The organism is Micromonospora sp. NPDC047738 (assembly GCF_040642675.1).
Classification (GTDB): Bacteria; Actinomycetota; Actinomycetes; order Mycobacteriales; family Micromonosporaceae; genus Micromonospora.
This window is the reverse complement of the sequence record NZ_JBEYSO010000034.1, coordinates 41432-58620: the sequence shown is the minus strand read 5'-3', so window position 1 is coordinate 58620 and position 17189 is coordinate 41432. Positions and strand designations below refer to the sequence as shown.

The 17189-nt window shown below is 69.4% G+C and carries 15 protein-coding genes and 1 pseudogene; 5 read left to right on the top strand and 11 right to left on the bottom strand.

Features of this window, described 5'->3' with window-relative positions; all coding sequences use genetic code 11:
• Positions 1–239: acyl-CoA dehydrogenase family protein (locus tag ABZ783_RS32240; protein WP_357445115.1), on the bottom strand; the 239-nt coding region annotated here is incomplete at its 3' end.
• A 281-nt stretch (positions 240–520) separates the two neighbouring features.
• On the opposite strand from ABZ783_RS32240, the gene ABZ783_RS32235 reads away from it, so the two are divergent.
• Positions 521–1900 (top strand): extracellular solute-binding protein, encoded by a 1380-nt coding sequence (locus ABZ783_RS32235; protein WP_357445111.1) that lies wholly within the window; start codon positions 521–523, stop codon positions 1898–1900.
• Positions 1901–1998: 98 nt separating this feature from the next.
• Here the strand turns inward: ABZ783_RS32235 and ABZ783_RS32230 are convergent, their stop codons facing one another.
• The gene (locus tag ABZ783_RS32230) at positions 1999–2346 is read right to left on the bottom strand and encodes a hypothetical protein (protein WP_357445108.1); all 348 of its coding nucleotides are present in this window, start codon (positions 2344–2346) and stop codon (positions 1999–2001) included.
• Between ABZ783_RS32230 and ABZ783_RS32225 the strand changes: the two genes are divergently transcribed.
• The 3 genes and pseudogenes from ABZ783_RS32225 to ABZ783_RS32215 all read left to right on the top strand — a co-directional run.
• Positions 2345–3685, top strand: coding sequence for a condensation domain-containing protein (locus tag ABZ783_RS32225; RefSeq protein ID WP_357445105.1), 1341 nt, complete (start codon positions 2345–2347; stop codon positions 3683–3685). The two genes, ABZ783_RS32230 and ABZ783_RS32225, sit on opposite strands and share 2 nt — an antisense overlap.
• Positions 3686–3697: 12 nt before the next feature.
• Entirely contained in the window at positions 3698–4939 is a 1242-nt protein-coding gene (locus tag ABZ783_RS32220; protein ID WP_357445102.1) for an acyl-CoA dehydrogenase family protein, read from the top strand.
• Between the two features lie 24 nt (positions 4940–4963).
• Positions 4964–5155: pseudogene (locus tag ABZ783_RS32215) on the top strand (4-hydroxyphenylacetate 3-hydroxylase N-terminal domain-containing protein); the annotation flags it as partial.
• 244 nt (positions 5156–5399) lie between these two features.
• On the opposite strand, the gene ABZ783_RS32210 reads toward ABZ783_RS32215, so the two are convergent.
• The 7 genes from ABZ783_RS32210 to ABZ783_RS32180 form a co-directional block, all read right to left on the bottom strand.
• Positions 5400–5960 (bottom strand): dihydrofolate reductase family protein, encoded by a 561-nt coding sequence (locus ABZ783_RS32210; RefSeq protein ID WP_357445099.1) that lies wholly within the window; start codon positions 5958–5960, stop codon positions 5400–5402.
• 52 nt (positions 5961–6012) lie between these two features.
• Positions 6013–7656, bottom strand: coding sequence for a zinc ribbon domain-containing protein (locus tag ABZ783_RS32205; protein WP_357445124.1), 1644 nt, complete (start codon positions 7654–7656; stop codon positions 6013–6015).
• A gap of 621 nt (positions 7657–8277) precedes the next feature.
• Positions 8278–8844 (bottom strand): dihydrofolate reductase family protein, encoded by a 567-nt coding sequence (locus tag ABZ783_RS32200; RefSeq protein WP_357445096.1) that lies wholly within the window; start codon positions 8842–8844, stop codon positions 8278–8280.
• 260 nt (positions 8845–9104) lie between these two features.
• The gene (locus ABZ783_RS32195; RefSeq protein WP_357445094.1) at positions 9105–9695 is read right to left on the bottom strand and encodes a hypothetical protein; all 591 of its coding nucleotides are present in this window, start codon (positions 9693–9695) and stop codon (positions 9105–9107) included.
• Between the two features lie 886 nt (positions 9696–10581).
• Positions 10582–11241 carry a hypothetical protein gene (locus ABZ783_RS32190; RefSeq protein ID WP_357445121.1) on the bottom strand — a complete coding sequence of 220 codons (660 nt, stop codon included), beginning with the start codon at positions 11239–11241 and terminating at the stop codon, positions 10582–10584.
• A gap of 422 nt (positions 11242–11663) precedes the next feature.
• Positions 11664–12767 carry a DUF3626 domain-containing protein gene (locus ABZ783_RS32185; RefSeq protein ID WP_357445091.1) on the bottom strand — a complete coding sequence of 368 codons (1104 nt, stop codon included), beginning with the start codon at positions 12765–12767 and terminating at the stop codon, positions 11664–11666.
• 50 nt (positions 12768–12817) lie between these two features.
• Complete coding sequence (locus tag ABZ783_RS32180; protein ID WP_357445088.1) at positions 12818–13282, bottom strand: VOC family protein; 465 nt, start codon at positions 13280–13282, stop codon at positions 12818–12820.
• Positions 13283–14475: 1193 nt separating this feature from the next.
• Here ABZ783_RS32180 and ABZ783_RS32175 point away from each other — a divergent pair.
• A complete protein-coding gene (locus ABZ783_RS32175; RefSeq protein ID WP_357445085.1) occupies positions 14476–15216 on the top strand; it encodes a helix-turn-helix transcriptional regulator in 741 nt (246 codons plus the stop codon).
• 57 nt (positions 15217–15273) lie between these two features.
• Here the strand turns inward: ABZ783_RS32175 and ABZ783_RS32170 are convergent, their stop codons facing one another.
• Together ABZ783_RS32170 and ABZ783_RS32165 are read right to left on the bottom strand one after the other, a co-directional pair.
• Positions 15274–16638 carry a cytochrome P450 gene (locus ABZ783_RS32170; RefSeq protein WP_357445082.1) on the bottom strand — a complete coding sequence of 455 codons (1365 nt, stop codon included), beginning with the start codon at positions 16636–16638 and terminating at the stop codon, positions 15274–15276.
• Complete coding sequence (locus tag ABZ783_RS32165; RefSeq protein WP_357445079.1) at positions 16635–17171, bottom strand: flavin reductase family protein; 537 nt, start codon at positions 17169–17171, stop codon at positions 16635–16637. Before ABZ783_RS32165 ends, ABZ783_RS32170 begins: the two co-directional genes overlap by 4 nt.
• Positions 17172–17189 lie beyond the last annotated feature (18 nt).

Here is a 17189-nt window from a genome sequence, read left to right as displayed (position 1 = left end):
CCGTCACCGCGGGCGAGCTCGGCCACCACCTCGGCGACGGTCCGCATGTCCGACTCGTAGCCCCCGTAGCGCTGGGGCACCCGCATGCGCAGCAGACCGGAGCCGCCCAGCGCTTCGAGCATCTCATCGCTGAGCCGCCTGCGCTGCTCCGACGCCTGCGCATTGGCCCTCAGCACGGGGCCAAGCTCGACCGCGCGCCTCAGCAGCTCGCTTCGCGGCAGCATGGTGACTGTTTCCATTGACCCTCCTCGAGTCAGGACGGCGTCGGGAATGACTCTGGCAGCCGGGTCACTGCGACACATCTTCTGAGCTGCTGTCTCGCCGTCGGCCGGGTGCGCCGCCTGCTGGCCCGGTTCGGCCAGCAGGCGGCGGTCGACCTTGCCGGTGCCGGGCAAGTCCTCTGCACGCGCGCCGGCCTGCGGGAGGGCCCGAAGCAAGCGTGGAGATGCGACCGCCGACGGCGGCGCGGAGCATGAAATTCCGATGAAGCTCCCGGTACCGACCTGAGATGGCGAGACTCATGCATGAACCAGCCGGAAAGATCACAATCAACGTCTGGCTCAATCGCTGGCCGATGTGGCAACAGCTCGTCGACCCGATCCGGAAACAGGCAGCGGAGTTCAACCGCAGGCACCCGCAGTACCGGGCTGTCGTCGAAGCCGTCAACGTGGGTGCCTTCCCCCGAGAGGTGGCACGGGCCGCGCGTGCCGGAACAGCGCCGCACATTGCCGCGTACCAGTACACGTACCTCCAGGAGGCCCAGGACGTACGCGACCCGGACGGGCGGCCGTTGTTCACCTCGGTGACCAAGGCAGTGGCCGGGCGGGAGGAGATCCTCGGTGAGCCTGTGGTCCTCGACGACATCGTGGCCAACATGCGGGCGTACTACACGTTCGACGGCGACCTGAGCTCGATGCCGCGCAACACCTCCACCGTCCTGCTCTACTCCAACATCGACGCGCTGCGCGCCGCCGGGATCGCCGAACCACCGAGCACCTGGGCGGAGGTGGAAGCCGCGTGCGCCGCCCTGGCGGGACGGGACGGCGCGCGCCGCGCCGGGATCACCTGGCCCAATTTCGGCTGGCTCTTCCAGCAGTCCGTGGCTCAGCAGGGGGGCCTGCTCGCCGACCACGAGAACGGCAGGTCGGGCCGGAGCGAGAAGGTCGACTTCATGTCGCCCGAGATGCTGGCCTACGTGACCTGGTGGAGGGACCTGCACCGGGCAGGCCACTACCTCTACACGGGCAAGCAGTCGGACTGGTGGGGTTGCATGGAAGCGTTCGCCAAGGGAGACGCGGCGATGCTGGTCAGCTCATCGGTCGAGACCGGGCCTATCGTCCGGGCGGCCCGCAAGGCCGGGTTCCGCGTGCAGGTCAGCCGGATGCCCTACAACGAGCGGGCCGGGTACGCGGGGAACCTGATTGCCGGTGAGTCGCTGTGGCTGCGCGACGGGCTGGACGAACCGACCCGCGACGGCGCGCTGGCCCTCATGCAGTTTCTGAACAACCCCCGCAACGCCACCAGCATCTACGACCACGGGCGGACGTTCGTCCCTACTACCGAGGCGTCGATCGACCTGCTCACCAGCGAGGGCTGGTTCGACCAGAATCCGCACTACCGGCCCGCCATCGACCAACTCCGCACAAGCCCCGACTCCCCCGCCACCCGTGGCGCGGTGTTTGGCAATTTCCTGCCCATCCAAAGCGCCGGCATGCAGGCCATGCACGACGTGCTGGTCGACGGCGAGGATCTGGCCGCGCGATTCAGCCGGGCTAACGCCCAGGCTCAGCAACTGCTTGACGGGTACGCGCAACACGTGGAATCGGCCACCGCCAACGACGGCCAAGGTCCGCAGAAGATGCCACAGTCGGAAGCGGAGCGTATCCGGCTCGGCGCCTGACAGGCCGTCGGCAGCCTGGCGGTCTTCCCGGCGCGGACGGCGTCCTCCGCAACGGCGTGCTGGCTCTCCATCTTTGCGGGGCGCCGCCGTGGCGCGCGTCATGGGTCCACCTGGCTCACCTCTTGCCCGGTGGGCAGGCTGCGGCAACCACGAAGATGCGGCGGCCCTCCAGGCGGTGATGACATCGAGGCGCGGCCACGTAGCAGGGCAGTGACCATCCGTTCGCCACACCACGCGGGAGCACAAGTGACGACGGTCAGAACGTCGATCTCGACGGCGAGGCGCTCGGCCTGCCTGACACCATCCGGTTGCTCGTGCCAACCCTCGAGGACGACTGCTACCTGGCAGACGAACTCCAGTTGGTCGTCGACGAGCTGGAACGCGGCGCGCTGATCGATGCCCACCACAACGCCGACGTCAGCCCCCACCGAGGAGAGATCCCACATGACAACCTTTCCGGAAGTCCAGCAGGCACCCACGGTGCTCTCACTGCAGCAGCAGTTCCTCTGCATGTTCGCCCAAGGCTTCGAAGCCGGGCCGTTCGGGCCACACTACGTGGAGGTCGGCGGGTGGCGGCTCCACGGACGCGTCGACGTGCAGGTTCTGCGGCTGGCGCTGGCCGACGTGGTCGAGCGGCACGAGGCGCTGCGTACCGTGTTGCACCTTGAGGACGGCGGTGGCACGCAGAGCGTGCTGCCCGCCCGGCAGCCCGAGCTGCAGCTGATCGATCTGGACGGGTCGCCGGGCGCGGACCGGGACCGGCGCGCTGAGCAGCTCATGATCGAGGCGGAGACCCGGCCGTTCCCGATCGACGAGGTCCCGCTGCTGCGGGCCGTGCTGGGCCGCTTCGACGAGCAGGACTCCGTGCTGGTGCTCTGCACCCACCACAGCGCCGCGGACGTCTGGTCGCTCCAGGTGATCCTGCGGGACTTGGCGGAATGCTACGCGGCTCGTGCGGCCGGGGACGAGCCCCAGTTGCCCGAGGTGACCCAGTACCGCGACTACATCGCCGCACAGCAGGAGGAGGCCGCTGGGCCGACGGTGGCTGCCGCACGGGCCTACTGGCGTGAAACGCTGCGCGGCGCCCGGATCCTGGTCGCGCCTGCGCGCCGCGACGAGCAGGTGGCCCCGGCGACGAGCTATCACCGCTTCGCCACCGACGCGCGCCTAAGCACAGAAGTGTCTCGGCTGGCCAGGGAGACGCGCAGTTCCCCGTTCATGGTGCTGCTCGCCGCGTTCGCCGTCTTTGTGAACCGGCGCACCCAGGCGACCGACATCGTGGTGCCCACGTTCGCGCCGGGCCGCCAGCACCGCTTCCAGTCCACGGTCGGGTCGTTCTTCAACTTCCTCCCGCTCCGGGTGGATCTGCGCGACTGCCGGACCTTCCGCGATGCCGTCGCCCGCACCAGGACGGCCTGCGTCGGCGCCTTCAAGCATGAGCTGCCGCTGCTGCACGTGCTCGCCGAGGCGCCCGAGCTGATGGCATCGGTCGGCCCCGACGCGGTGCCGTGCCTGTTCCAGGCCGTCCAGCCGCCCTACCTGATGCAGGGCAAGCGGATCGGCGACCTCGAGTACACGGCGATCTGGCGGCGGGTCATCCCGCAGCCAGTCGGCTCCGAGACCCCGGACGGCATGATCTGGTCGATGCACCTGAGCAACACCGAAGTGGTTGGCGGGCTCAGCTTCAGCCGCCACCTGTTCGATCGCGCCGAGATCGAAGAGCAGGTGGCCGGGTATCTCAGCGTGATCGGCGAGATGGTGGCCGACCCGGATTCGACGATCTGAGAGGTTGACACCATGACCGTCACCGCGAACGACGTGCAGGGCATGGCCCTGCCATCCGAGCCCGACGTCACCCCGGCCGTGCTGATCGAGCGGGCCAGGGCCATGGCGCCCGCCCTGGTGGCCCGTCAGCGTGAGACGGAGGAGCGAACCTACTACGCCGAGGACACCCACCGGGCGTTCCGGGACGCCGGCTTCTACCGCATCACGGTGCCCAAGCGCTACGGCGGCTACGAGTTCGGCTTCGACACCTTCCTGCAGATCGTGATGATCCTGACCCGGGCCTGCGCGTCGACCGGTTGGATGTACTGCCTGGGCGCGGCGCATTCGCTGTTCGCCGGCAGCATGTTCGGGGAGAAGGCGCAGGCCGAGATCTTCAAGGGCGGCGACTTCATCGCACCGCTCGTCAACGCCCCGCACGGGACAGCCAGGCGCGCCGCGGATGGCGGCTGGATCCTGAACGGCGTCTGGAAGTACTGCTCCGGCGCGCCGTACGCGACCCACCTGATCGGCAACACGATGATCGTCGAGGATGACGGGAAACCGCCACGCCCGCTGTTGTTCATCGTGCCCCGTGATCAGTGGGAGATGCTCGACGACTGGGGCTGGCAGCTGGGCCTCAAGGGCAGCGGGTCGCACAGCATCCGGATCTCCGACGGGCACATCCCCAGCCACTTCGGCCTGGAGGTGGACTTCACCGAGATCTCGGTGACCGGCGGCACCCCCGGGCGGGACCTGCACGAGCACCCGCAGTACGGCGGTGCGCCGGCCAGCTCGATGGCCTTGGAGGGCGCACACATCGCGGTCGGCATGTGCCAGGGCGCGCTTGACGCCTACACGGAGTTGATGTTCTCCCGCACCACGATCCTCCCGCCGTTCCCGCCCAGAGTGGACGACCCCGACTTCCAGCTCTGGTACGGGCAGGCCAGCAGCATGATCGACGCCGCCGAGACACTCGTGCTCGCCACGGCGCGGCGGTGGCACGAGCTGTCCGAGCAACCGCTCGGAGCGTTCACCGCCGAGGAGGACCTGCGGATCGCGTTGACCTGCCGAGAGGCGACTTCGCTGGCCTGGCGGGCCGTCGACGAGATCATCCAGCCGACGGCCGGCAGCACAGCCGTGCGTGAGGGGGAACGCCTCGAACGGGTCTGGCGGGACCTCTCCACCGGACGCACGCACGTCAGTTCCGCCGTGCTGCTCACCACCGTGGCCAACCGCGGGTTCGCCCAGCTACGGCTGCAGAGCGAGCGCCGGTGACGCCCCGTCACCGGCAAGGGGTATATCGAGAGCCGCCGCGATGATCGGGAGATCTTCCCCTCCGAGGCATGGGCGCGGATGAGCTACGGCTGGATGGGGCGCAGCCCCGATTACAACGCCTCGTTCCTTGGCACACTCGGGGCCAACGCGGACCTCTACGCGCCGTACAGCGCCAACGCCGAGCGTTGGTATCGCGAGTCGCAGGAAAAGGTCGTCAAGCAGGCGGACGGCCGGACCGCCGCCTACACCAACGACGAGATCGACAACCTCGAACCGCTGTAGCCCGCCCACAGCACCCGAGAGCCCCGGACCCCACGCCAGGTGGTCCGGGGCTCTTTCGTGCGCCTACCTGCCCAGAGACGGCCCGGACGTCCGGGCTGCGGCCCGGACGCTCGCGGCGCTGTTCGAGCTGGCGCATCGCGGGGCCTTGCCCGACGGCAGCCTGCGCGCGGATGCTGGGTCAGCCGTCCACGCGATAACGCGCGAAGATCGTGCCCTTCGAGAAGGTGTGCTGGTCGAGCAGGGTCAGGTTGCGGCGGACGCCGTCGGGGAGGGCGCGCGTGCCACCGCCGACGAGCACCGGGCAGATGACCAGGCAGATTTCGTCGACCAGGCCGGCCCGGTGGGCCTGGGCGGCCAGGTTGGCGCCGCCGATCGCCAGGTCGCGCGTGGCCGACTCCTTGAGCGCGCGAACCGCCTCCGGGTCGAACGTGCGCTCGATGCGGGTGCGGGCGCTGCGCGGCTCCTCCAGCGTGGACGAATACACGATCTTGTCGGCGGAGCGCCAGATCTCGCTGTAGTCGAGGATGAAGTCGGGGTGGCCGGGCTCCTCGTGCGCCGTCTCCCAGTAGGACATCACGTCGTAGAGCCGGCGGCCGTACAGGTGGGTGCCGATGCCCCGGTCCAGGTCGTTGAGGAAGCGGTGCACCTCTTCGACCGGCTCGCTCCAGCCGAACTTGACGTTCTCGTCGTTCACGAACCCGTCGAGGGACACGATGTCCGTGTTGATCAGCTTGGCCATCTCTCCGCCCAAGTATCTGGTTGCATTTTGCAACCGCTATCAGCGTCCCTGATCAGCTTAGCGATCCTGAGTCGGATGGGGTTTCCGGGATCGTTTCCCACCGCGGTGGAGATGCATGGACGTGGAGATGGAATCCCGCGCCCAGTGCGGCTCCTCGTGGCCGGTGGCCAGCGGTGGGTGTGCTGATCGTGTTCACGCCCTGGTGTCGGTGGGCTGCGCGGGGCAGCTTCCGGTCCGTTGGTGCGTGTCCCTCCGGACGCTTGCCCGCCTGACCGTGAGGTCTGGTGGGGGAGGTTGCCCCGCGTCGCCTGGGCGCGGGGCGTGTTGGCTTGCGCCGGGTGGGGCCGGTCTTCGACCGGTCCCTCCGACTGGTCTTGGAGGTGCTGGGGGTGACAACGGCTGCGGCTTCGAGCCCGTCGACGACCGAGCGGATCACCATCGCGCCGCTGGTCTTCTCGGTGACGGTCTTGCCCTGGTGGGTGAGGCCGCGGGCGGCGATACGCCGCCAGGCGCCGTGGTCGCGGTCGCCCTGCCAGCGGCAGGACTGGTTGGGGCAGATGGCCCACTTCCATCCCGGTGTGGTGGGCCGGTCGGGGGCTTTACGGTGCTGTAGCGGGGTCAAACATTGCGGGCAGTGCTTGGAGGTGTTCCGGGCGGGGACGGTGACCACGGCGATACCGTGCTCGGCGGCGAGGTGCCGCATCCGGTCGCTGATCTTTCCGCGGACCTGCTGGGACAGGCGCGTGTTCAGGCTGTGCCCCATGCCCCGCGCTTCCATCGACCGCAGGTCTTCCAGATAGATCACCGTCGCCCGGGCGGCGATCGCCTGGTCGACGGTCCAGCGGGCGGCAGCCCACGCAAGCGCATCGTTCAAGTTCGAACGGCGGGCGGACACGTGGCGGATCTCGTCCCGGATCACCGCATGCTTGCCGACAAGGTGATGCCGCTCGTCACCGCCGATGAGCCGCTGGTACTGGTCGGCCTTGGCATGCAGCCCCTCACTGTGACGGCGCAGCCGGTGCTGCTTGGCCAGGACCCCAGCGGCCCGGAACTGTCCACCCGCCCCCAACGCCGTGATCCGCCCGTCCTTTCCCAGTCGTAGGGCACCGGCGCTGAGGAGGGTGTTGAGGCCCCAATCCACACCGACCGCCACCGTGTGGCCGGTGCGCGCGGCTTTCGGCACGGCATGGGTGTATGCCATGTCGGCACGCACCTTGCCGTCGGTGAGGCGGAGGGTGGGCAGGTGCAGCACCGCCAAGGCGGGAACCGTGGACGGCAACCGGATCGGACACGCCACCCACGTCCAGTCCCGATACGTCCGCGGATCCGGACGTGACGGCAGTTGCAAGCGCAGCAGCGCCCTGCCCGGGTCGGTGTCGCTACGCTCGATGATGGCCTGCTGCCGATCACACGCGGCCAACAGCAACATCCGCGGAATCCTCGGAACCCCTTCGAGTTCGAACACATCCACCGGCAGCCGACCGTTGACCTTGACGAACGTGACGACCTGCCGGATACGGCCCTTGATAACGCTGGACGGCAGATACTCGCCGCCGGGGATCGAGGCCCGCACCTGATCCCACTCGCCGGGAGTGCGCTTGCGCGGATCAGCCGGCCACGCCGCCAGGACCCCGCCGGTCACCTCGGCACGCCACGCCGCCGAACGCAGAACACGCCCCGCCTGCTCCTGCACCATCCGCACGACCCGATCATTGACCCTCACACCCCCAAGCGGAGCGACCATCCACCCCAGACGCCGCAACGCCATCCACGCCTGCGACGGCAACCTCCGCCCACCCGCATCCACCCCGCCAGCCAACACCCCCACATCCACGCTATTCCAACGCTCACCGACCAGCGCGGCCACCATGCCCGCCACCAGATCAGCACACCAACCGACCCGCTGCGCCAACACCGCCCGAGACAGCACCTCACCGGTTGCCTCATCCACACCGGTACGCAGCACAGCACGGGCACACGCAGTCCGGGCCATCTCGCCTTCGCCCAGCCGCAGCTTCCCGCTCACCGGCTCAACGACCCACCATCGATCGCGCAGAACCGACCCTCACGGCCGACCCACGCCACCGGAATCCTCCCCGAACCAGCCCAACCACCAAACGTCACGGGTGAACACCGACAGACGCGCCGTAGTCTGTGAGAGTCGAAGAAGGTCCACACGACCAATCTATGATCACTGACGATTCATAATCAAATTGGTCAGCCTAGTGGCTCAGCATGAAACGTTGGCCTGGTAGTCGGAACGGCAGCCAGCAGGGCGAAGGCGGCCGCGGTCAGCGTGTACGCCCGGGGTGTCATGTCAGGCGACGTCCTGGATGCCGTAGCGCAGGTAGACCACGCCGTTCTTGAAGACGCGGTGGTCGAGCAGGTCGAGATCGGCCGGCACGTCGCCGGGGAAGAAGCGGTGCCCGCCGCCGGCGACCGCCGGGCCGACGATCAGCTGGTACTCGTCGACCAGCCCGGCCCGGATCGCGTGCGCCGCCAGGGTGGGGCCGTCCACGGTCAGGTCGCGGTCGGACTCCGCCTTGAGCCGGCGCACCGCCTCCGGGTCGAACGTGCGCTCCAGCCGCGTCCGTCCAGTGGTGACACCGTCCAGCGTGGTGGAGTAGACGACCTTGTCGGCGGCCTGCCACACCCGCGCGTAATCGAGGATGTACGGCGGCTGGTCCGGCAACGTGTGCGCGGTCTCCCAGTAGACCATCGTCTCGTACATCCGCCGCCCGTACAGGTAGGTCCCGACGCCCTCGGAGATCGAGTTGATGAACTCGTGCGACTCCGCCTCGGGCGCGCCCCAGCCGAAGTTGCCGTCGCGGTCGCTCACGTACCCGTCCACCGACGTGATCATCGAGTAGATCAGCTTGCCCATCGCGCACCTCCGCCGCGAGACCCACCCGGTTGCGAAATGCAACCGGTCGGGTCACTGTAGAGCAGCGCTCAGCCGGTCGCGCAGGACATGCCGCCCAGCGTGAGTCGGCCGGCGCGGTGTTGGCGCCGCCGCAGGTGGCCTGAAAAGCCGAACTCAGAGACACTGCTGGCCGGCACCCGTCTTGGGGTGCCGGCCAGCGGCGTGTTCACGTTCTTTCGGTTGTCAGCTGTGGTGCTCGGCTGTGGTGCTCGGCTGTGGTGTCAGCTGTTCCAGTGCTGGGCGACGAGGTCGGCGGCCTGCTGTTCCCACTGGGCGTAGGCGTCCGGGTAGGCCGACACCTGCACGGTCTGGGCGGCCTTGGTCAGCGGCATGTCCTGCCAGCCGTCGATCTGCTTCAGACCCTTCTCGAACGCCAGGGTGGCGTACTCGGGGTTGGTGATCTGCTCCGGCGTGCCCCAACCACTGGAGGGGCGCTGCTGGAACAGGCCCAGCGAGTCATGGTCATTGGCGTCGCCGAGGTGGCCCAGGTTCTCCAGCTTCGACTCCTGCAGACTCGTGGCGATCGAGATCACCGCAGCCCGTTCCGGCAGGCCGGCCTTCTTCGTCGCGGCGATGATCGCCTTCGCGTTCGCGGTCTGCTCGTCGTTCAGGGTGATCTTCGACTGGGCGCCCTGCACACCATGCGGGATCAGCTTGCCCATGTCCGGCTTGTCGGCCTGCACCGCCGCCACCGGCTTCCCAACAGCGGTGGCCGGGGCATCGGCGTGAGCAGCGATCGGACCGGCGAACACACCACCGGTGAAAGCCAGACCAGCAACACCAAGAACACTCTTACGCAGCATCGAGTTCATGACCAAAGCTCCATTCGGGGGATTGGCGCACACACCGATGGGGGTCGGCTACATGTGCGCAAGCACCGTCAGGCGCTCAAACAAGAGGGGGAAAAGTCTGTCGACCAGCGGCTCGCGGGGCGAGGGGGGTTCGCCTCCTGCGCGGCGCCGGGACCATGCACAACGACCGGCGGCCCGCCAACATTCCGGGCCCGACCACCCCACCACACGCGGGGGCGGCTTCCTCGATCGCGAGTCATCTGCAACGACCGGCGGACCACCAACATTCCGACCCGGGCCCACCCGAGCGACCCCGGCTCGCGGGGCGCCTTCCTCGGCCGTGCACCCGTGTTCAACGACCCCCGGCCGCCAGAGATTCCAGGCAGACGATGCCGGCCGTCACCCGCAAACCGGACATCGCCGAGCACAACGCCCGGGCGGGCGGCCGGCAACCCCCGTAGATCCATTCCAGGTGCCGCACCAGGCGGTATCCAGCACCCGCCACACCACCACATACCGCACGCGGAGTCGATCACCGCTTCGGCGCAGCAAACGAGGCAGCACTTTCGGGGAAAGTGGGCCGCTCAGAGCGCCGCAAGGCCCCCACTTTCCGCGACAGCGCGCCCTGAGGCGGCAAAGGGGCGGACCGAGGACACGCCAGCCAGGACCAGCCAAAGGGGAGCTTGCCCGGACAATCCGGGCGACGAGCGGGCACGACGTACACCGGACGCGAACCACGCAGGCCACAAATCCGGACGGCGCCGGACCACGACGCGAGGTTCGCGCAGTGATCAACCCTGACCGCCCGGAGCCGGGCACGGCGGGCCGCACCCGAACCGCGACCAAGGACAGCGCAGACGAAACCGGCCGGCCCAGAAGGGCCGACCGGTTCGCGAGGTGCGGGAGGTCACCAGACCTGCTGGACGATGTCCGCCGCCTGCTCCTCCCACTGCGCGTACGCGTACGGGAAGGCGGACACCTGCACGGTCTGCGCGGCGGCGGTCAGCGGCAGGTCCTGCCAGTCGCCGACGTTCTTCAGCGCACCGAAGAATGCCTTGGACGCGTAGTCGGGGTCGGTGATCTGTTCGGGCGTACCCCAACCGGACGACGGGCGCTGCTGGAACAGGCCCTCCGAGTCGTGGTCGTTGTACGTGCCGAGGTGGCCGAGGTTGTACAGCTTCGACTCCTGGAGGGAGGTCGCGACGCCGATTACGGCGCCCCGCTCCCCCACGCCGGTCTCCTTGGCCGCCTTGACGATGGCCTTGGCGTTGGAGACCTGCTCGTCGTTGAGCGGGATGCGCGACTGGGCGCCCTCGACGCCGTGCGGGATGAGTTCATCCCGGCTGGGCCGGTCGGCCTTGGTGGGAACCTTGTCGCTGGCGGTGGTGAGACCGGACTCGACCGTGGCGGTCTTGTTGCCGGTGGCCAGGTCGATGGCGGCGACGGCGCCGGCGTGCGGGCCGGTGGTGACCGGCGCGGCGAAGGCGCTGGGGCCGATGGCCAGCCCGCCCAGGACGGCCACACCGGCGATGCTCAGCGCGGCCTTGCGGCGCGGGTTCTTGGCGATGTCGGGAAGCGATCGGGCGACGAGCTCGGCCTTGTCCTGCGCGGTCTTCGCGAGGGCGGGCAGCCGGCGGGCAACGAGCTCGTCCTGCGCGGTCTTCGCGAGGCCGGGGAGGCGGCGGGCGACGAGTTCGGCCTTGTCTTGCGCGGTTTTGGCGATGGCGGGGAGCCATCGAGTGAAGTGCTGCTTCACGATGGTTGCCCTTTCGATCGTTACGACGCGCTCCGGGGTGAGCGAGCCTCGGGGGAAGTACTGACCGGTACGGGTTTACGTTCCGGCCGTACGGGGGACACAACCAGGTTGACGTGTCCGTCATTCCGGATATGCCGGAGTGGTCCCTGGCTGCGGTCCAGGTCACATGGGGTGCGGGACGGGCCGACCGAGTCGTACCGGAACGGGACGAAGACCCCAAGGGCCGACAGCGCTCAGGCTGCCGTCGGGTTACCGAACCGGACGAGGACGTGCCAGAGCTGCTTGAGGTGCTGGAGGGTGACCTCGATCGGCCCCCGGTCGCCCCAACGGTCCGGTTCCCGCAGCACCGAGGCGGCGGCCCGGCCGATCAGGGCGGCGTCAACAGGCTCCCCCGGGCGGGCGAACTCGGCGTGCACCCGCGCGGCCAGCGGCGGGATCGCCGGACCCCGGAATTCGGCGTCGATGCCGTCAACTGGCAGCTCGAAGCCGGCGTGCCAGCGCAGCGGAAAGCCGTGCCGCCGAGCGATGCCGGCGAGGATCCGCTCCACCTCGGTGCCCCGGAACGACGGGTCGACCACCAGGGCCTCGACGTCGCGGGCCAGACTCAGCTCCCCGTGGATCTGGGCCTCGATGTAGTCGTCCAGGGCACGCCCGGCCACGCCGGACTGCCGCGCCCGGCGGCGCAGCAGCGCACGCAGCAGGGTGCTGGTGTCCATGCCGGCCACGCCGAGGCAGACGCCGGTACCGGCAGTGGCCGACAGCAGCGCGGCGAGCACCGGCTCGAAGATGTCGAGCGTGCCGAAGTCCGTTGGCTGCGTGTGGCTGTCACCGAAGCTGAAGGTGGCTCTGGCCAGGGCCTCCGGGCGCAGCCGCAGGTGGCAGGAGCCGAACCGGGGGCAGGCGCCGTCGGCGTGGTCCAGCAGGTTCAGGCCGCCGTACTTCGGGCGTTCCGCGGGGAGCACACCGGGCCGCTGGTACGCCCCGCCGAAGAGCGTCTCCTCCCAGCGGTCCCGGTCCCCGCCGGGGAACGCGGTGAGACCGCCGTTGGAGATGCCGGTTTCGAACTGGCTGCGGTAAACGCCCTCCTGGTCGAGCGCCTCGGCCACCGCGCGGCCGTCGGGCAGCAGCCGGTCCGGGTGGAAGTTCAGCGTCAACCGCCCGCGTGCGGCCACCGCCGCGATGACGTCCTCGGTCCGGTACGGCGGGTCCGCGCTGGCGAGTTGTCGGGCGATGGCGCCCAGCGCCGCAGGTCGGTCCCGCAGCGCCACCTCGCGGACGTACCGCAGGGCGGCGGTCTGCGCCGGGGTGAGCACGGGTGTGGTGGCGGGATCGGGCACGGCCGCGATTATGGCGACTGGAAACGCCGACCGCAGGCGGATTTGGTCCGTCAGGCGTCGGTGCCGAACCCGTCCCGGGTGCTGCGTTCCTCCGAGTCGAGCAGTTCCTGGAAGACGGTGAGGTGCAGGCCGGCGGGTCCGTCGAGGCGGGCGTTGAGCGACTGCCACGGGGTGACCGTCGGCGGGGCGACCTCCGTGGCGCCGGCGGCGACCAGGCGCTCGGTCACCGCGCGGCTGTCGTCCACTTCGAACGCCACCCGTAGCCGGGGCGCGACCTGCCTACCGACCTCCACCTCGTCGATCATCCGCTTCTGCGCGGGGTTGGCCAGTTCCAGGGTGGCCCGGCCGGCTTCCAGGATCACCACCCGGGCACCGTCACCGCCCGAGTACGCCGCCTGCTCGGGCAGGCCCAAGGCGTCCCGGAAGAACGCGACCGCGGCGTCGTAGTCGTCGGCCTCGACGACGAGGCGCAACTGGCGGACGGTCGGTGGTCGGTCGTTTCCCGCTGCGGTCACGGCAGCCGATCATAGTCGTCACGTCCGGACGCGCTCCGCCCAGCGCCGACAGGGCCAACCGCTAGACCATGCCGTCGAATTCGGCGTCGACCCGCGGCCTCGGTCGACCGGTGGCGGGTCCGACGGGGTCCGGACGAGGCCCTCCGTTGGCGGGGCTTCTTCAAAGTTGCTCAAACGCGCCGGACTCGCTACAGGCCGTAACCTTTGGTCGCCATTGGCGTTAGCACGCTCGGCGAGATGCCGGTGTCGAACAGCGTGCCGACGTCGCCGCATCTCACACCCACCGAGCCCCCCGCGGCTCGACCCGCCGCCGTCTCCCCCGTTCGGCCATCGCCAGCCCCGCACCGACAGCGCCACCTCGCTGGGCTCCGGCGGCAGCTCGGTGACCTGGCTGGCGGGGACGCCGGCGCGCCGCTGGTCGGCGGCCTCCGGCCGAGGTGGACGCCGACGCCCAGCACTCGGTTTCGTTCGGCAACCGACGTGGTTGACCGGACCCGGGGACGACGACAGTCCGCGTCGGGGGCCGCCGCTTCGACCGCGGCGAACCCCTCTCCCGCCGGACGCCCGCCGCAACCGGACCATCACGGCGCGGGCGCCGAAATGGCTCGCGATGCGACAACCGGCCTCGCCGCATGGCGCCTGATTACGCGCAGTGCAGCCGCCCGACGCTTGATGGTTGCTATCGACAACTCACCGCAGTTGCCGGGTTTTCAGGAAGGACATCGAAGTCGGACTATTCGATATAGCAAAGGTTGTGACAAGTTTGCGACAGCGCTCAGCCTCGCACTCCAAGCATCTTCAGCAACCATTAAGGACACTTCAACGACCTGTTGCCGGATGAAGAATAGGAACCGTGAATCATCATTTTCACGGCCAGGCGGCCATGTCGTTGCGCTGCGTCACCCTTGCAGTCCACCTCGATCGTCACTCACTGTAGTCGCGTCATCGCCGTAGATGTTGCACGCCCCAGCAGGCCCCCGCTAGCATCATCTCGGCACGGACAGTGGTGAACGCCAATTGCTCACGCCCATCTGATACGAGCGGACAGGGCGGCCTGCGATGGGGACGAGTCAGCCGTCTCCGCCATTCAGAATGGGAGCGCATTGCACCGAGAGCCACTGTCTAGCCGTTTTGGCAAGGGGGAGGCTTTGAAGGATCCGAGCGTGAGGGCTGCCGAACGAGTCATTGAATACATGCAAGAGAATCTTGCAGATCAATTGACTGTTGACGACATGGCGAAGACGGCCCTGTTCAGCAAGTTCCACTTTACCCGTATCTTCCAACGAGCCACCGGAGTCTCACCGGGGCGGTTCCTCTCCGCCCTGCGACTGCAGCAGGCCAAACGCCTGTTGAGGTCCACCTCGCTCAGCGTCGCGGACGTCAGCCTGCGAGTCGGCTACTCCAGCGTCGGGACGTTCAGCTCGCGGTTCACCCGCAGCGTCGGATTGTCACCCACCACATTCCGGCGCCTGGGGGGATTCACCACCCACGTCCCCATCGCCGACGGGCACGCGGTCGCCGACCGGCCGGGAGGGACGGTACGCGGGCGAATCACCGGAGCTCCGGGGATGCCCGCGAACCGGGTCTTCGTGGGGATGTTCCCGCAGCGAATTCCCGAGGGCCGGCCCGTGCAGTGCCGCATTCTCGACACCCCGGGACAGTTCACTCTCGACCCGGTACCCGCCGGGGCGTGGCACCTGCTGGCCCACTCGGTCGGACCGGATGAGGAGAAGGTGCCGGCGGCGGACGCCACCTGGGTCGGCAGCATCGGGCCCCTGCTGATCACCCGGCACAGATCCCTGGAGGTGGACCTCTCGCTCCAGCCCATGCGGATCGTCGACCCGCCCGTACTGCTCGCGTTGCTGGACGCCCGGCAATCGGCGCTGCGGCGGGAGCGGGCGCGACGGCGGACGATCGGCGCGCGCCACGGCTAACTGCGGCCGTGACACGGCCCCCGCACCGATGTCGGTGCGGGGGCGTCGGTCGCCGCCTCAGCGGACCGGATGGACGTGCATTGGCAGGCCACCCCGGACCCGCAATGACAGCATCGGCTCGGGTACGGCCCGGTAACCGGGCACCTTGGTCAGCCGCAGTTCGCGGGAGATCAGGGCCAGCACGAAGACCGCCTCGAGCATGCCCAGGTGGTTGCCCACGCAGAACCGGGGGCCGGCGCCGAACGGGAGGTAGGCATAGCGCGGTCGGTCGGGCCGGTGCGCCGGGTCGAACCGGCCCGGGTCGAACCGCTCGGGTTGCGCCCAGAAGGCCGGGTGCCGGTGCAACGTGTAGGGGCAGATCAGCACGTCCGCACCGGCCCGTACGTCGTAGCCGGCCACCGTGTCCGGGCCCTGCGCCTTGCGGGACAGCATCCACACCGGCGGGAAGAGGCGCATCACCTCCTCCACCACCATGGTGGTGTAGCGCAACCGGTGCAGGTCCTCGTATGTCGGCAGGCGGTCGCCCAGGACCTCGACCGCCTCGGCGTGCAGCCCCTCCCGCACCTCGGGGTGCTCGTCGACCAGGTGCAGCGACCAGCCCAGTGTGCTGGCCGTCGTCTCGTGCCCGGCCAGCAGCAACGTGATCAGTTCGTCCCGCATCCGCTGCCGGCCGACCCGGGGGTCGCGCTCCTCCCGGGTGGACTGGATGAGCCGGGACAGGGCGTCGTCGCCGGCGACGCTCTCCCCGTCCCGGGCGATCCGGTCGGCCACCAGCCGGTCCACCACCCGTTGCAGGTTGCGCCGCGCCCGCCGGAACCGCACCTGCTTGGGCAGCGGCACCCACATCGGTACGGCGCTCATCGTGGCCAACTCGAACATCGCCTGGTCCTGCATCGCCTCGAACGACCGGCCGACCGAGTGGTAGGCGCTCAGGTCGGTGTCGAGCAGGGTACGACCGAGCACGCCGAGCGTCAGGTCGGTCAGTCCTTCGATCACGTCCACCGGCTGTGCGGGCGCGGTGGCCCGTAGCCGGTCCACGAACCGGGCCCCCTCCTCGGCGACCACCCCGGCCTGCTGCGCGATCCGCTTGGCCTGGAAGACCGGCTGGATCGCCCGCCGCTGCTTGCGCCACAGCTCGCCCTCGCTGGTCAGCAGCCCGTCGCCGAGCGCCCGTCGGGCGTGCACCAGGCCGATGCCCTTGTGGTAGTTCCGGCTGTTGTCGGCCAGCACGTGCTTGGCGTGGTCCGGATGGTTGAAGAAGTAGAACGGCTTCGGCTCGGGGGCGAGTCGCACGGCGTCGCCGAACGTACGGGCCGCCGAGGTCATCAGCCCCAGCCGGTCGAAGCCGAACTTCCACAGTGTCGGCAGCAGGGCGACGCCGGAGGGGCCCGGCGGCACGGCCCGGCTCCTGGTGACGGTCACCGCCCCACCTCGCTGTGTTCCGCGCCGACCTGACGGAACCGGCCGCGGAGGAAGAGCACCGGTTCCTCCTCCCGCTGCCGTTCCACCGACAGCAGCCGACCGATGAAGATGGTGTGGTCGCCGCCGTCGTACGCCTGCCACAGCGTGCACTCGAAACGGGCCAGGGCGCCCTCGATCAGCGGCGCCCCGGTCGCCCGGCCGGGCACCCAGTCGACAGCGTCGAACTGGGCCCGGCCGAGCGGCCGCCACTTGTCGGCGAAGTGGCGGGCGACCTTCTCCTGGTCGGCGGCCAGCACCGACACCCCGAACGTGCCGGCGGCCTGCAGGGCCTCGTGCATGACCGCCCGCCGCTCCACGCAGACCAGCACCAGGGGCGGGTCCAGGGAGACCGACGTGAACGAGTTGGCGGTCATGCCGTGCGGAGCCGGGCCGCCCACGGTCACCACGGTGACCCCGGTGGCGAAGGTGCCGAAGGCTCCCCGTAGCTGTTTGGTATCGGTGACCTGCCCGGACGGTTGGTGGTCGACGCTCACGTTGGTCCCCTCCTCGCG

What these genes read in the sequence shown, in the direction of transcription:
- ABZ783_RS32235 (WP_357445111.1), top strand. Translation starts at nt 521, where the DNA reads ATGCATGAACCAGCCGGAAAGATCACAATCAACGTCTGGCTCAATCGC.
- ABZ783_RS32225 (WP_357445105.1), top strand. Translation starts at nt 2,345, where the DNA reads ATGACAACCTTTCCGGAAGTCCAGCAGGCACCCACGGTGCTCTCACTG.
- ABZ783_RS32230 (WP_357445108.1), bottom strand. Translation starts at nt 2,346, where the DNA reads ATGTGGGATCTCTCCTCGGTGGGGGCTGACGTCGGCGTTGTGGTGGGC.
- ABZ783_RS32220 (WP_357445102.1), top strand. Translation starts at nt 3,698, where the DNA reads ATGACCGTCACCGCGAACGACGTGCAGGGCATGGCCCTGCCATCCGAG.
- ABZ783_RS32210 (WP_357445099.1), bottom strand. Translation starts at nt 5,960, where the DNA reads ATGGCCAAGCTGATCAACACGGACATCGTGTCCCTCGACGGGTTCGTG.
- ABZ783_RS32205 (WP_357445124.1), bottom strand. Translation starts at nt 7,656, where the DNA reads ATGGTGCAGGAGCAGGCGGGGCGTGTTCTGCGTTCGGCGGCGTGGCGT.
- ABZ783_RS32200 (WP_357445096.1), bottom strand. Translation starts at nt 8,844, where the DNA reads ATGGGCAAGCTGATCTACTCGATGATCACGTCGGTGGACGGGTACGTG.
- ABZ783_RS32195 (WP_357445094.1), bottom strand. Translation starts at nt 9,695, where the DNA reads ATGAACTCGATGCTGCGTAAGAGTGTTCTTGGTGTTGCTGGTCTGGCT.
- ABZ783_RS32175 (WP_357445085.1), top strand. Translation starts at nt 14,476, where the DNA reads ATGCAAGAGAATCTTGCAGATCAATTGACTGTTGACGACATGGCGAAG.